This window comes from Anthropogastromicrobium aceti, assembly GCF_020687335.1.
Taxonomy (GTDB): Bacteria; Bacillota; Clostridia; order Lachnospirales; family Lachnospiraceae; genus Anthropogastromicrobium; species Anthropogastromicrobium aceti.
Map to the genome: position 1 here is coordinate 21,487 of NZ_JAJEQN010000009.1, position 15,970 is coordinate 37,456.

General features: G+C 40.1%; 13 protein-coding genes. 12 read left to right on the forward strand and 1 reads right to left on the reverse strand.

Annotation, left to right across the window (positions count from 1 at the left end; all coding sequences use genetic code 11):
• Positions 1-32: 32 nt before the first annotated feature.
• From LKD48_RS04965 to LKD48_RS05005, 9 genes are all read left to right on the forward strand, one after another.
• Positions 33-1,463, forward strand: coding sequence for a biotin/lipoyl attachment domain-containing protein (locus LKD48_RS04965; protein WP_308731392.1), 1,431 nt, complete (start codon positions 33-35; stop codon positions 1,461-1,463).
• 15 nt (positions 1,464-1,478) lie between these two features.
• Positions 1,479-2,159: a YggS family pyridoxal phosphate-dependent enzyme gene (locus tag LKD48_RS04970; protein ID WP_118612885.1), complete on the forward strand. Its 681-nt coding sequence runs from the start codon at positions 1,479-1,481 to the stop codon at positions 2,157-2,159.
• Between the two features lie 19 nt (positions 2,160-2,178).
• Positions 2,179-2,736, forward strand: a complete 558-nt coding sequence (locus LKD48_RS04975) for a cell division protein SepF (protein WP_118612886.1) — start codon at positions 2,179-2,181, stop codon at positions 2,734-2,736.
• Between the two features lie 4 nt (positions 2,737-2,740).
• On the forward strand, positions 2,741-3,499 hold the full coding sequence (locus LKD48_RS04980; RefSeq protein ID WP_308731393.1) for a YlmH family RNA-binding protein: 759 nt from the start codon (positions 2,741-2,743) through the stop codon (positions 3,497-3,499).
• Between the two features lie 16 nt (positions 3,500-3,515).
• Positions 3,516-4,613: a 3-dehydroquinate synthase gene (aroB, locus tag LKD48_RS04985; protein ID WP_308731394.1), complete on the forward strand. Its 1,098-nt coding sequence runs from the start codon at positions 3,516-3,518 to the stop codon at positions 4,611-4,613.
• Positions 4,614-4,622: 9 nt separating this feature from the next.
• The gene (lspA, locus tag LKD48_RS04990; protein ID WP_227099871.1) at positions 4,623-5,138 is read left to right on the forward strand and encodes a signal peptidase II; all 516 of its coding nucleotides are present in this window, start codon (positions 4,623-4,625) and stop codon (positions 5,136-5,138) included.
• Positions 5,131-6,057 (forward strand): RluA family pseudouridine synthase, encoded by a 927-nt coding sequence (locus LKD48_RS04995; RefSeq protein ID WP_308731395.1) that lies wholly within the window; start codon positions 5,131-5,133, stop codon positions 6,055-6,057. Before lspA ends, LKD48_RS04995 begins: the two co-directional genes overlap by 8 nt.
• A 20-nt stretch (positions 6,058-6,077) precedes the next feature.
• Positions 6,078-6,749 carry a phosphatase PAP2 family protein gene (locus tag LKD48_RS05000; RefSeq protein ID WP_308731396.1) on the forward strand — a complete coding sequence of 224 codons (672 nt, stop codon included), beginning with the start codon at positions 6,078-6,080 and terminating at the stop codon, positions 6,747-6,749.
• A 98-nt stretch (positions 6,750-6,847) separates the two neighbouring features.
• Positions 6,848-7,486 carry a cytidylate kinase-like family protein gene (locus LKD48_RS05005; protein ID WP_262535724.1) on the forward strand — a complete coding sequence of 213 codons (639 nt, stop codon included), beginning with the start codon at positions 6,848-6,850 and terminating at the stop codon, positions 7,484-7,486.
• Between the two features lie 41 nt (positions 7,487-7,527).
• On the opposite strand, the gene LKD48_RS05010 is transcribed toward LKD48_RS05005, so the two are convergent.
• Entirely contained in the window at positions 7,528-8,577 is a 1,050-nt protein-coding gene (locus tag LKD48_RS05010) for a substrate-binding domain-containing protein (protein ID WP_308731397.1), read from the reverse strand.
• 289 nt (positions 8,578-8,866) lie between these two features.
• Between LKD48_RS05010 and LKD48_RS05015 the strand changes: the two genes are divergently transcribed.
• The 3 genes from LKD48_RS05015 (at position 8,867) to LKD48_RS05025 (ending at position 15,962) form a co-directional block, all read left to right on the forward strand.
• Positions 8,867-10,195: a glycoside hydrolase family 125 protein gene (locus LKD48_RS05015; RefSeq protein ID WP_308731398.1), complete on the forward strand. Its 1,329-nt coding sequence runs from the start codon at positions 8,867-8,869 to the stop codon at positions 10,193-10,195.
• A gap of 27 nt (positions 10,196-10,222) precedes the next feature.
• Positions 10,223-12,547, forward strand: a complete 2,325-nt coding sequence (locus LKD48_RS05020) for a glycoside hydrolase family 3 N-terminal domain-containing protein (protein WP_308731399.1) — start codon at positions 10,223-10,225, stop codon at positions 12,545-12,547.
• Between the two features lie 292 nt (positions 12,548-12,839).
• Positions 12,840-15,962: an alpha-mannosidase gene (locus LKD48_RS05025; protein WP_308731400.1), complete on the forward strand. Its 3,123-nt coding sequence runs from the start codon at positions 12,840-12,842 to the stop codon at positions 15,960-15,962.
• The last annotated feature ends 8 nt before the right edge of the window (positions 15,963-15,970 follow it).

Consider the following 15,970-nt stretch of genomic DNA (forward strand, 5'->3'; position numbering starts at 1 on the left):
AGGTGTACCGGAAGAGAAAGGCAGGAAACTGGATGGCAGACAAAAACAATAAGGTGATCCATTACAAAAACCGGTGGCATGGCAGTGTAATAGGATTCCTTTTCCTTTTTATTTTCATCTATTTGGCAGTTCAGCTTTATTTTTTCTTTACAAAAGAAAAAATAAGTATTTTTGAGGTTCAGGAAAAAGCACTCTACTCAATAGCAACTGACTACAAAGGCTTTATCACAAGAGATGAGCAGATTGTTACACTGAAAAATGATGCTTATGTAAACTATTCTGTTCGCGAAGGACTAAAGACAGCGCTTGGAAGCACAATTTACACGACTCAGGATATCAGTGCAATTACTGATGCACTTTTAAAGGAATACAGCAGTGCGCAGATACTAAGCACCTCAAGTATCAGTACGTTAAAAACAAAGCTTGAAAAGGCAGCGCGGCATGATCTTGATTCTAATTTTTCACTAGCTTATCAGGACAAAAATGATTTGGAAGTTTCCGTTCTGGATGCATATTTGATGGTAGCATCTGATGCACTTGACAGCTTTTCATCAGAAGATGCATACTGTGTCAAGAGCGATCAAAGTGGTTATGTGTTATTTAGAACAGATACATATGATGGATATACACCAGAAGATGTGACGCGTTCATGTTTCGATGAAGAGTCATATTCTATGAAGGTGTACGCAAATGGAGAACAGCGAAAGAAAGGCGATTTTGCCTATAAGCTTGTTTCTGATGATTCTTTTTGCATTACATTTCCAATAAGCGACACTGATGCTGTCCGTTATAGAAATAAAAAATATCTTTCTATTAAATTAACATCAATTGGTGTAACAGTAAATGGAAGCTTTTATCTTCACACTGCATCTGATGGCACTTCAATGGCAACAGTTTCATTAAATAAATATGGTTCAAGCTATCTGACGGAGCGTTATCTTGATTTTAAGATTGCAGAGGATGATATTAAAGGCTACAAGATTCCAAAGTCAGCAGTGCTTAGCAAGGATTTTCTTGTTGTGCCAGAACAATATGTTATCAATTCAGAAGAAAAAGGTGTAGGTGTATATAAGGAAGTAATTCAGTCTGACGGCAGTGCAAAGGCTGTATTTACAAAAGTTTCTATTTATGCAAAGCAGGGAAACAGCTATTATATTTCTGCATCTGGACTTACGACGGAGGATTATCTGATTGGTGCTAGTGTAGAAAAAAGTGAGGATGGCACATCTGAAACAATTACAACTGATCCAACAAATCGCCATTTGATTGCTGTGTCAGCACCGCTTACTGGTGTGTACAGTGTAAACAGAGGATATTGTATTTTCCGCCAGATTGATATTTTAAGTGAGACGAGCGATCATAACTACTATATTATTAATACGGGTACCTACTACGGATTGTCCGCCTACGATCGCATTATTTTAAATGCAGGTCTTGTAACCGAAAACCAGATCATCTATTAAAAGGAGAAATTGAAAATGGTAAGTGAAAACCTAGAGCAGGTAAAAGCTAATATAGAAGCAGCATGTAAAAGAGTTGGAAGAGATCCCAAAGATGTGCGTCTTGTTGCTGTCAGCAAGACAAAGCCGATTTCTTTAATTGAGGAGGCAATCGAAGCTGGTCAGGATACCTTCGGGGAAAACAAGGTTCAGGAAATGTGTGATAAAATGGAAGTGCTTCCAGACAATATAAAATGGCATATGATTGGTCATCTGCAGCGAAACAAGGTAAAATATATCGCAGGAAAGGTTGAATTGATTCATTCTGTGGACAGTATTCGTCTGGCAAAGCAAATCTCAGATGAGGCACAAAAACAATCAATTGAGATTCCAGTGCTTTTAGAGGTTAATGTAGCAAGAGAGGAAAGCAAGTTTGGCTTTTTTACAGAAGAAACAGAGGATGCCTGCAGAGAAATTTCCAAGATGCCTGGAATCCGTGTGAAAGGTTTAATGACAAGTGCTCCTTTTGTAGAGAACGCGGAGGATAATCGTAAATATTTTAAAAAATTATATGAATTAGCAGTTGACATTCAGAGTAAAAACATTGATAATATATCAATGAGAGAGCTATCTATGGGTATGACTGGAGATTATGTTGTAGCTGTTGAAGAGGGTGCAACGATTGTCCGGGTAGGAACTGGCATATTTGGTTCACGATAACACAAGAAGGAGAACAGTAATGGGTTTTTTAGACGGTTTTTTAAATAAGATGAATTTTTCTACCACCGACGAGTACGATGGAGATTATGACGATATGGATATGACAGAAGAAAACGAAGAAGAGGAGGAAGAAACCGCAGCTAGCGCAGCTGAGGAAAAGAAGGCTGATCAGGAGACTCCAAAGACAGAGTCTGCACCAGCTTCTTCTACAGCAACCTTCCGCAAGAAGTCAGCAAAAAATACCTCAAGCAAGGTGGTTTCTATGAATGGTGTTATGAAACAGTCAGAAGTATGTATGATCATTCCAAAGGAGTACAACGATACTAAGGATATCGCTGAGATCCTGCTTTCAGGAAAGACCGTAGTGCTTAATATGGAAGCAATGAACTTTGATACCGCACAGCGTGTAATTGACTTTACATCTGGTGCATGCTTTACAATGGGCGGCAATCTGCAGAAGATTTCCAAAAAGATCATCATTGCAACACCAAGCAATGTAGAGCTTTCTGGTGATTTCACTGAGCTTCTTGGTGACGATGATTCAACCGATATCAGCTCTTATAGTCTGAAGGTGTGATGAGATGAACAAAGAAGAACAGATGATTTGCAGTCATCTGCTGGATTTGGCAGAGGCATGCGACAGAAGAGGATACCCTATGGGCAGCGACTTTCTGACGCTCAATGAGCAGAATCTGTTTTTGGCTTTCTCAAAGGATAAGCTTCCGCCTGTTTCTATGGAGATGTGTGGTGGCTATGAACTTGCAGAACGAAAGATTATATTTTACAAGCTAGTAGGAGTTGGGGAGGAATACCCGGCTCCTATCTCTTTATTATCGGTTCAGCCTTTAATGAAGAAGTTTTCAGAAGAACTGACACACAGAGACTATCTGGGTGCACTTATGAATCTTGGCATTTCAAGAACAAAAACAGGCGATATAATCGTGCAGGATAAGCAGGCATATCTTATTGTATCAGAGTTGATTGCAGATTACATTTGTGAAAATTTGACCAGAATCCGTCATACAAGTGTTATGTGCAGGCAGATTGACTGGCAGGAGTTTGACTATAAGCCGCAGGTGAAGGAGGTCATGGGAAGCATCGCATCTGTACGTCTTGATGCAGTGATTGGACTGGCATTTTCTCAGTCAAGAAGTAAGCTGACTGGTTATATAAGTGAGGAGAAGGTACAGGTAAACGGAAAAGTGATTACATCAAATGCTTATAATTTAAAGGAAAATGATCTGATCTCTGTGCGTGGTCTTGGAAAGTTTCGCTATAAGGGAACCTCTGCCGTTACCAAAAAAGGAAGACTTATGGCATCAGTAGAAGTTTTTGTATAAGAAAGAGAGGAGTACAATGTCAAAAAGTTTAATGATCAATAATCAGGCACATGAGCCGATTTACGAGATCGTCTTTGAGACGGCGTTTGAAAAACTGGCAGAAAAGGTAAAGCAGATCGGTCTTGAGGGGAGAAAGGTCTGCATAGTAATGGATTCCAACACTAGCCACCTATATGGGGAAAAGGTACGAAAGGTGTTAGAGCCTGTATCTGCGAAGGTGATTTCCTTCCAGTTTCCGGCAGGAGAGCTTCATAAGACACTTGATGTAGTTCGCGACATTTATAAAGAGCTGATAGAATCTCATTTTGACCGTAAGGATTATTTGGCAGCGCTTGGCGGCGGTGTTGTAGGTGATATTACCGGATTTGCAGCGGCAACATATTTAAGAGGAATCTCATTTATACAGATTCCAACAACACTTCTTTCTCAGTCAGACAGCAGTGTCGGAGGAAAGACAGGCGTTGATTTTGATGGTTATAAAAATATGGTTGGTGCATTCTGCATGCCAAAGCTTGTATATATGAATGTTTCCACATTATCTACGATGGATGAAAGAGATTATCTTTCTGGAATGGGTGAAGTTGTAAAGCATGGTCTGATTCGCGATAAAAAGTTTTTTGACTGGCTGAAAATAAACCATGAAAAAATCTGCAGCCAGGATAATGAGACATTGATTGAGATGGATTATCATAACTGCCGTATTAAAGGAGAGGTAGTAGAGGAAGATCCGACCGAGCAGGGAATCCGCAGTCTTTTAAATTTTGGTCATACACTTGGTCATGCAATTGAAAAGCAAAAGGCAGGAGAATTGTATCATGGTGAGTGCGTTTCGATTGGTGCAGCAGCCGCAGCTTATATTAGTATGAAGCGGGGTTATCTTACAAAAGATGAGCTTCAGACTGTACTTGATGCGTTCACATCATTTAAGCTTCCAATAACAGTGACTGGTGTGGATAAAGAGGCAGCACTTGCAGCAACAAAAAGTGACAAAAAGATGCAGGGCAATCAGATACGTTTTATTTTGTTAAAGTCTCTTGGAGAGGCCGTTGTTGATAAGACTGTTACAATGGATGAGATGCGCGAGGCACTTGACTTTGTGTGTCAGGATGCGTGAGGTGAGTACATGAAAAAGAAACGAGCTGGTTTTGCAGCCCTTTTATGTACGCTGCTTATTGTATTAGATCAGATCACAAAGGCATTAACCGTGTCTGTGCTTAAGGTACATGACATTGTGGTAATTCCAGGCGTGCTTACATTGACCTATGTAGAGAACAGAGGTGCAGCATTTGGCATTTTCCAAAATAAAAAGATTTTTTTCTTTTTGATCACAGCTGTGATGATTGCTGTATTTGCATACTGCTATGTACGGCTGCTTAATCAAAAGTCATATCGTATTCTTAGAATGCTTTGTGTTACGTACACGGCAGGAGCACTTGGAAATCTGATTGACCGCATATTCAGAGGCTATGTAGTTGATATGATTTATTTTGTGCCAATCAATTTCCCAGTATTTAATGTGGCAGACTGCTATATTACTGTGTCAACAGTCATTCTCTTAATCGCACTCTTTTTCTGCTACCAGGATGATGACTTTTCATTTTTAAAACCATCAGGAAAGGCAGGAAAAAAACATGAGTGAACTTCTGATTGTAGGAAGTGAGCAGGACAATACTCGCCTGGATCGTTTCCTGGCAGATCAGTATGAGGAATATACACGTTCTTTTCTGCAAAAGCTGATTGACCAGGGAAATGTATCAATAAATGGTATTTCTGTTAAAAAAAGTGGAATAAAGCTGAAGGAGAATGATGAAGTTTCTGTCACGCTCCCAGAGCCGCAGCCGCTTGAGGTAGTTGCAGAGGATATACCTCTTGATATTTTGTATGAAGATGACGATGTCATTTTAATTAATAAGCCGAAGGGTATGGTGGTGCATCCAGCGGCGGGTCATACATCTGGTACAATCGTGAATGCACTTCTGTATCACTGTAAAGACAGTCTTTCAGGAATCAATGGAGTGATTCGTCCTGGAATCGTTCACAGAATTGATATGGATACGACAGGTGTTATAATTGCCTGTAAAAACGATGCATCGCACAACTGCATTGCAGCGCAGCTAAAGGAGCATTCAATCACAAGACGTTATTATGCCATTGTTCACGGCAATTTAAAAGAAGACGAGGGAGTGATTGACGCACCGATTGGCCGTGATCCAAATAATAGAAAGCGCATGGCAATCAATCATAAAAATGGAAAAGATGCAGTAACGCACTATAAGGTACTGGAGAGATTTGGGCGCTTTACATGGATAGAGTGCCGCCTTGAGACTGGCCGTACACATCAGATTAGAGTCCATATGGCATCTATTGGTCACCCATTGTTGGGAGATGCTCTTTACGGGCCTGCAAAATGCCCATATCAGCTTCAGGGTCAGACACTGCATGCGTATGTGTTAGGTTTTATTCATCCGTCTACAGGGGAATATATGGAGTTTCAGGCACCGCTTCCTGATTATTTTGAAGATCTTCTGAAAAAGCTTCGCCAATCATCCGCAGGATAAAAATAAAAGGATAAAAAAGTATGAAGAAAATAATTGCAAAAATCTTTTCACCGTGGGGACTTGTACCGCTTATTATGGCATTGCTGTGCAATTTTGTTGTATATAGCGGCTGCAATGCGCTTACACGAAACTGGAATCTTCATAGTCTTGCAATTCCACTTGATAAGCAGATTCCACTGATCCCGTGGACAATAGTGATTTACTTTGGCTGCTATATTTTTTGGATTATCAATTATATTTTGATTTACAGAAGAAGCAGAGAGTATGCCTACCGTTTTTTTGTCGCAGATTTTTTATCACGAATTGTGTGTCTTGTGTTTTTTCTATGTTATCCGACTACACTGGTACGTCCTGCTGTAGAAGGTGAGGGGATTTTTTATGATGCCATTCGCTTTCTCTACAAAATCGATGCGCCAACAAATCTTTTTCCATCCATTCACTGCCTTGTCAGTTGGTTTTGCTTTATAGGTATTATAAGTGACAGAAAAATTCCAAAATGGTATAAGGTGATGTCTTTTTTGATTGCCGTGGCAGTATTTGTCTCAACACTTACTACAAGACAACATGTGATTGTGGATGTTGTTGGAGGTGTAGTACTTGCTCAAATCTGCTACTTGATTGCGCAGAAGACAAACATATGGAGATGCTTTGAGAAAACATTTGATTATCTTAATGGCTTTTTTGCAGAGTGATACGCACTTAAAAGAATTGTACGAAAAAAGTTGCATTTTAATCTGAAATATTGTATAATACCATCATAAGATTTTGAAAGTTGAAAGGAGTGAGCATTATGACAGGTAATTTAGTGATCACAATAGGCAGAGAGTGCGGAAGCGGCGGAAGATTGATCGGAAATCGTCTTGCAGAAAAATTGAATATTAAGTGTTACGATAAGGAATTGCTGACACTGGCGGCGAAGAAGAGCGGACTGTGCGAGGAAATTTTTGAGAGTCACGATGAGAAGCCAACCAGCAGTTTTCTTTATTCTCTTGTAATGGACAGCTATTCAATGGGATATTCTACATCATCATTTATTGATATGCCGTTAAATCACAAGGTTTTTCTGGCACAGTTTGATACAATCAAGCATTTAGCTGACACAGAGAGCTGTGTAATTGTAGGACGCTGTGCAGATTATGCACTGGCAGAGTATCCAAATGTGTTAAGCGTATTTATCTCCGGCAACATGGATGAGAAGATCAAGTACATTTCTAAGCTGTATGATAAGACACCAGAAAAGGCAAAGGATATCATTGTTAAGACAGATAAGAAGCGTTCCAACTATTACAATTATTATACAAGTAAGAAGTGGGGCGATGCCAGAAGCTATGATGTCTGTTTAAACAGCAGCGTACTTGGACCAGAGGGTACCGTAGATGCAATTTTGGAGATTATCAAGCTTCGTGAGAGAAATCGAGCAGGAAAGTAAAAAATAAAAGTGCAGGCTGCAAAGCGCAGCCTGCCTCTTTTTTAATCGTTCGTAGATTCTCTGTAAATGGTGCGGCTGCGAATATATGTATATTCATAGTCGTCTTCAGGGTGCATCAAACGATAGACTATGCGGTTTGCCAAGTGCGTTCCGATGTGCTCTGTGTTTACGTGTACACTTGTAAGTGTAATTCTGTTATTAAATTCGTGATTATCATCAAAGCCGGAAACATATAAATCATCAGGAACACGAATATTATGTTCCTGACAATATGAAAGAACAAGAGAGGCAATGTGGTCATTTACGCATACAATGGCATCAGAGCTTGCTGCAATGTGATCCAAATATTCATAAACAAGAGGCTTGTACTGGTCAAGTCCCATTGACTGTGTAAGATTTTCAGATTCATTTATAAAAAGCTGGTGGCGCTGCATGGCTTTAAGATAGCCTAGGTAGCGCTCTTTGTTTGTCTGAGCATAGGCGATATCTCCGATAAAACGGATTCTCTTTTTTTCAGATGCAATCATTCGTTCTACAATTTCTTCAGTGTTGGCACGTCCTTCGATCAGAAAAAGATCTCCATTTAATGATGAAAAGCTAGTGTTCGTCGGGCAGTCAAGAAATACCTTTGGAAGTTCAAGATTGTTTAATGCCAGAAACAACCTTGGATCATAAATGTTCATTACGATAATACCGCTTACAGAACTGTCAGTCAGGCAGTTTGGCAGTGTAAAGTCATCACTGTAGGTTGGTGGAAGATAGACGTACATCATGTTGACTTCATGGCTTGCAAGCGCTATAGCCTGATGGTGAATAATGTTCATCCAGAAAGTAGATGTTTCTGGTCGTGATACTACAACGGCCACGTTACAGTTTTTGATACTAGGTGAGGATGCTTTTGGCGGCGCAGTCACAACGTTAATATTCTTTGAATCGGCTATCGAAATAGGGTATCCCATCTCAACGGCTTTTTGCAGAATGCTGCGTTTTGTATCAGGAGCAATGCCTGGTTTATCATTGACAGCTTTCCATACCGTTACTCTTGAAATATTAAGTGCATCGGCAACTTGCTGATAAGTAACTTTTTTCATATAAATAATCCTTTCTTTGTTTTTATATAACGTGAAACATTAAAGCTAATAAACAGGAATTAAAAAGATTATATAACTCTTGTATGTTATTGTAATTCATTTTCAAAAAAAATTCAACTGCTTTGGTAACATTTTGTAAACAAAGTACATTAAAATAATAAAAAAAAGCAAATAAAATGAACAAAATGTTGTTGCATAACAGGAAAAAACTTGTTATACTCTCCATAAATAGCAATTATTTAATAAAACATTGCAATTTATTTGGAAGCGAAAGGAGAAACGTATAAAAATGTTAACACAGAAGATTCAGCTGGGAGAAGAAATTTCAGTTCTGGCAAAAAAACTTGCGCAGGAAGGAAAAGAAGTTTTATGTGAGAAGGGTTTTACAAAGGAGCAGCAGGAAATTTTTGAGGAAATGTTTCAGAAATGTTTTGTGAGTACAGCGGATACCACAACCAAACTGCTTGAAAATGGAGAAACGTATGTATTTACAGGTGATATTGAGGCAATGTGGCTTAGAGATTCATCTGCACAGGTTGTACATTATCTGCCATTCGCAAAAGAGTTTTTGCAGATCAGACATATGATTGCAGGATTGATTCAAAGACAGATGCGTTATATTACAATCGATCCTTATGCAAATGCCTTTAATGAAGAGGAAAATGGTCATTGTTGGGAGAAGGACGATACTGAGTCTAATGATTGGGAGTGGGAGAGAAAATATGAGGTTGATTCTCTTTGTTATCCATTGTGGCTGCTTAATAGTTATTACGAGGCAACAGGCGATGAAACTGTTTTTTCACCAGAGGTAAAGAAAGCATTTCGCCGCATTTTAGATACATGGAAGACTGAGCAGCATCACGATAACGAATCTTCTTACTATTTTAGAAGAATAAACTGTCCGCCAACGGATACTCTCTCAAATGATGGAAAAGGCGAGCCTACTGCTTACACTGGTATGACATGGTCTGGCTTTCGTCCAAGTGATGATGCCTGCCGTTATGGTTATCTTGTGCCATCTAATATGTTTGCAAGTGTTGTTCTTGGCTATCTGGCAGAATATGCAGCAGACAAATTTCATGATGAAGAGATGGCACAAGAAGCTCTGACGCTCAAAAAAGAGATTGAAATGGGTATTGATTCCTATGCAGTACGTAATCTTGAGGGTATTGGAGAAACATACGTTTACGAGACAGATGGATATGGCAATGATGTTTGGATGGATGATGCAAACGTGCCGAATCTGTTGTCTATGCCATGGCTTGGCTGGTGCGATGCAAGCGATGAGCGCTATCAGAATACAAGAAAGTGGGTATTAAGCAGTAAAAATCCATTTTATTATGAAGGAAGTGCGGCAAAGGGAGTGGGAAGTCCGCATACACCTTCTGGTTACATCTGGCACATTGCGCTTGCAATGCAGGGACTTACATCAAATGATGAAGGAGAGAAGACAGGTCTTATGCAGACGCTTCTTGCGACTGATGCAGGAACACGCCTTATGCATGAAGGATTTAACAGCAATGATCCAACAGCATTTACAAGAGAGTGGTTTGCATGGGCAAATTCATTATTTGCATTATATGCAATGGAGTATTGTGGACTGACAAATCGCGATTAAAAATCATTGTGATAGGAGCATCAAGCTATGGGTGAGATTCAAAAAGAAGAGCAAAAAACACAGATGTTTCGTTATAAGAATGCGTCACTTCCGACACAAGAGCGTGTAAATGATCTGTTGTCACACATGACGCTTCGTGAGAAGGTAGGACAGCTGAATCAGCGCCTGTATGGATTTCGTGCATATGAAAGAAAAGGCGATGAGATAACGCTTACAAAAGAAACCATTGAGGAAGCTAAATATTTTGGCGGACTTGGTGTTGTGTATGGATTGTATCGTGCAGATCCATGGTCAGCAAAGACAACAGAAAACGGTCTCTCAAAAGAATATGCCATAAAAGGCTATAATTTGCTGCAGCGCTGCTGTCTGGAACATTCACGTCTTGGCATTCCGCTTTTACTAAGCTCAGAGTGTCCACATGGCCATCAGGCACTTGATGGATATTTGCTGCCTGTTAATCTGGCAGCAGGAGCTACGTTTGATCCTAAGCTTTATAAAGAGGCAGTGAGTGTTTGTGCGCATCAGTTAAAACAGATGGGTGTTAATTTGTCTCTTGTTTCGGCACTTGATGTAGCAAGAGATCCCAGATGGGGACGCACAGAGGAATGTTTTGGCGAGGATCCATATCTGTGCAGCTGTTTTGCAAAAGCAGCAGTAGAGGGCACACAGTCAGAAGGTGTTGCAATGGTGGCAAAGCATTTTTGTGCGCAGGGAGAGACAACAGGAGGCGTCAATGCCAGCGCAGCACGCATTGGAGAGAGGGAACTGCGTGAGATTCATCTTCCGGCAGCGAAGGCATGCTGCGAGGCTGGTGTTAAAGGTGTTATGGCAGCATACAATGAAATTGATGGTGTTTACTGTCATATGAATCATCATTTATTGACAGAAATTCTTCGTGATGAATTTGGCTTTGATGGAATCGTCATGGCAGATGGTGTCGCATTGGATCGTTTGCAGGAGGCAGTTGGAGATGAGCCGCATGCAGCAGCACTGGCACTTTCTGCAGGTGTCGATGTAAGCTTGTGGGATAATGTTTTTCCATATCTTGAAGATGCTGTTAAGGACGGACTTTTAGATGAGGCACTTTTAGATGAGGCTGTGAAAAGGGTTCTGACATTAAAATTTGAGCAGGGGCTTTTTGAACATCCATATCTGCCGGAGGATTCTAAAGAAGAGAACTATACGATGGAAAAGTACCCACAGAGTTTACAGCTGGCAAGAGAATCTGTTGTAATGTTAAAAAATAAGAATGTGCTTCCGCTGAAGACTTCGGATCAAAAGATTCTTGTTCTTGGACCGAGTGCAGATGATATCTATCGAATGCTTGGCGATTATACGCCTCCGGTAAGCGATGAAAACAGCTTTACACTTTTAAAGGGATTAGAATATCTTGCAGGCGACAGAATAATTAAAACCTGCAGCTATACAGCTCTGACAGAAGAAAAGAAAAAAGAAGTTCAAGAACTTATAGACTGGGCAGATGTGGTGATTCTGGCAATTGGCGGTTCATCAAGCCGATTTGGCGGAGCATTGTTTGATAACAATGGAGCGGCTGTTGTACAGGGCACACAAAAAGATATATCTATTGATAGTGATTTAGTCCGCAAAAATAAAGAAGCGTGGGCTATGGACTGCGGAGAGGGTATGGACAGCAGTACACTTTCTCTTCCGGGTGATCAGCTAGACTGGTTTTTGTTTGTGAGAGAATCAAAGAAACCGCTGGTTAGCATTGTAGTTGCCGGAAGACCATATGCTATCTCAAAGATTGCATTGAAGACAGATGCGCTTCTTTACAGCTTTTATCCTGGCCCATATGGTGGACTTGCATTAGCGCAGCTTCTTTATGGACAGGAAAGTCCGTCTGGACGTCTTCCGATTTCCATACCGGCTCATGTAGGTCAGCTGCCTGTTTATTACAATCCAAAACGCTCATATGAGGCGATGAAATATTGGGATGAAGAAGATCACGCGCTGTATGAATTTGGCGAGGGATTTGGCTATGGTCAGCTTTCGTATGAAAATATGACACTGCAAAAAGAAATAGATAATGGCAGCTTTGCATATAAGATTACATTTTCTGTGTCAAATAATTCAGATGCAGATGATTTTGCAGTTCCGCAGCTTTATGTGCGTGATATTGCAGCAAGCACTGTACGGCGTGTACGTGAATTGAAGGGATTTACAAAGACAAGTCTAAAGGCAGGACAGACAAAGCAGATTTCAATTTTGCTTGATAGGAATGCCTTTACGATATGGAATCTTCAGATGAAACAGGTTGTGGAACCTGGCGAATTTGAAATTCTTTTGATGGATCAGGGAAAGATCTGGGACAGACAGACAATCACACTTTAACAAAAACAAGAAAGGCAGGGTAAATTGTTAGTTTACCCTGCTTTTAATATAAAATCCAAAGTAACATATTGTTAAAAGAAAGAATACACTTGTGTTATAGCACTGTTACGCAAATATATATAAAATCAACAAAAAAAGCCTTGACATATGAAAAAACCTATACTATTATATGAAATATAAAGAAACAATCTTCGCAATATGTTAAGAAGCAAAGAAACATATTTTGATAACAGAATTAACATCTGTTAACATTGCGAAACGATAACGATTATAGAAAGGAATGGTATACTGCATGAGATATTTGGATGAGCGTGTCTGGGTAATTCTTAATGAACTAAGACCGCTTATTGATCGCCAGCATATTGATATTACAAAGTGGAAGATAAAAAAGAAGCTTTTTATGCGTCCATGTGAAGCGGATAATGATGAGACACCGTGGGAAAACTTTGACAGTGTAAAGGATAGATGGTACGGTAAGGATACATATTATTGGTTTCGTTCTCAATTTACAGTTCCACAGTCGATGGATGGAAAGTGTATTCTCTTAAAAATTCATACACAAATCGAGGAATGGGATGACGGACGCAATCCGCAGTTTTTACTGTTTGTAAATGGAAAAGTGACGCAGGGGCAGGATATGAACCATAGGGAGGTTCGACTTACAGACTGCGCCAAAGCAGGAGAGACGTATACGCTTGATCTGCAGGCTTATACAGGAATACTTCATAATGAGTTTTCTCTGATGGTAACAGCGTCAGAGACAGATCTTGCTTTATTAAAGCTTTATTATGATTTGAAGGCACCGGCAGATGCATATCATTACAATAGAATGATGCAGGGACGTACAAAAAGCCTTATTGTTGAAGCATTAAATGGTGCATTGAATTTGCTGGATCTTCGCACACCGCATTCTCCAAAGTTTGATGAATCTGTTGCAGCAGCGCAAGAATACATAAATGAGAATTTATACAAGAATCCTGAATTGTCTGGTCATGATGATATTATAGCATCTAGTATTGGTCATACACATATTGATGTTGCATGGTGGTGGACAGTATCTCAGACAAGAGAAAAGACAGCAAGAAGCTTTTCTACAGTGTTAAAGCTGATGGAGGAGTATCCGAATTACAAATTCATGTCAAGTCAGCCGCAGCTTTATGTGTTCTTAAAGGAACGTTATCCTGAGGTTTATGAAAAGGTAAAGGAGCGTGTAAAGGAAGGCAGATGGATTCCAGAAGGCGGAATGTGGCTGGAGGCTGACTGCAATTTGACATCTGGAGAATCACTTGTCAGACAGTTTCTTTACGGAAAACAGTTCTTTACGGAAGAATTTGGCATTGACAGCAAGATTTTGTGGCTGCCAGATGTGTTTGGATACAGCGGTGCTCTTCCGCAGATTATGAAGGAATGTGGAATTGAGTATTTTATGACAACAAAGCTTGCATGGAATCAGATTGATAAATTCCCTAACGATACCTTTTTATGGAAAGGAATTGATGGAACAGGTATCCTGACCCATTTGATTACAACTCCTGGTGTCGGACAGGATATTAAAAATACTCATTTTACAACGTACAATGGTATGCTTGATGCAGATGCCGTTATCGGTGCGTGGGAACGCTACCAGAATAAGGATCTTAATAATGAAGTGCTGATATGCTATGGCTATGGCGATGGAGGCGGCGGTCCAACAAGACAAATGTTAGAGTGTTCTTCTCGTTTAGAACAGGGAATAGCTGGCATTCCAAAGGTAGTACAGGAAAGTCCAGTTGAGTATTTTGAGCGTCTTGACGAGCGTGTCAGAAATCATAAGCGTCTTCCACAGTGGGAGGGTGAGCTGTATTTTGAATATCACAGAGGAACCCTTACATCTATGGGAAGAAATAAAAAGGGAAATAGAAAGAGCGAGCTTGCAATGATGGATTTAGAGCTGTTATCGTTGCTTGCAAAGAAGAAGGGAATTTCTTATCCAAAGGAAACGCTTGAGCGCATGTGGAAGGTTATTTTACTAAATCAGTTCCACGATATTTTACCAGGATCTGCCATTCATGAGGTTTATGAGGTATCAAAGAAGGAGTATGAAGAGCTTCTTTGTGAGGCACATGAGCTGATCGGTGAGCGCACAAAGGCACTTGCTGGTGATGGCGATGGCATTACCGTATTCAATACACTTGGCTTTACACGCGATGATGTGGTACGTCTTCCAGAGGGCTGCGATGCAGAGGCGCTTGAGGATGCTGACGGTGTCATCTATCCAGTTCAGCACACAAATGATGGTGCAGTTGTATCATTAAAGAAACTGCCATCAAAAGGAAGCCGTGTTTACAAAAAAGCGAAAATTGAAAAAGATATATCAAAATTGTGGTATTCAATTGAGAATACAGCAGGAAACAAAAAGCTTGAGACACCGTTTTACACAGTTGTGTTTGATGAGAATGGAATGCTTGCTCGTTTGTATGATAAGAAGAATGAGCGTGAAGTATTGAAAGAAGGCCAGAAGGGCAATCGTATGGTTATGTACGAGGATAAACCAATGAACTTTGACAATTGGGATATTGATATGTACTATACGGAAAAGGGATGGGAAGCTTCCGATCTTACAAGCTTTGAGTGGACAGACATTGGAGATGTTTGTGTCTGCGCTGTGCTTGAAAGAAGAATCAGTAAATCAGTAATTCGTCAGAAGGTTACATTTTATGCAGACAGCGCAGTAATTCGTTTTGATACTTATGTAGACTGGAAGGAGCATCAGCATCTGCTTAAAGTTCACTTCCCGGTTGATATTCATACAGATGAAGCTGCATTTGATATTCAGTTTGGAAATCTGACAAGAAAGATTCATCGCAACACTAGCTGGGATGAAGCTCGTTTTGAAAGCTGCGGACAGAAGTGGATGGATATGTCAGAGGGACATTATGGTGTCAGCTTGTTAAATGACTGCAAGTATGGTCATTCAGCACTTGATGGCGTTATGACGCTGACATTGATTAAGTCAGGAATTGAGCCAAATCCAACGGCAGATCAGGAAGAGCATACATTTACTTATGCATTATATCCTCATGCAGAAGGCTGGAGACAGGCTAATACAGTACAGGAGGCTATGAAACTGAATCAGCCGCTTCTTAGTGAAGATGGCGGACATGCAGGATGTCAGAATAGCTTTGTATGGGTGGACAAGTCAAATGTTATCATTGAAACAGTAAAGATGGCAGAGGATGATGATGGCATTATTGTGCGTTTGTATGAGTCTGAAAATGCAAAGACAAAGGCACATATCTTCTTTGGAGAAAAGATCTCCTCAGTAGAAAGCTGCAATTGTCTGGAAGAGATAAAACAAACAATAGAAACAGATGGAGAGGGATTTGAAATCACAGTTAAACCATATGAGATTCAGACCTACCGTGTTCGTTTCTAAGAAAAGTA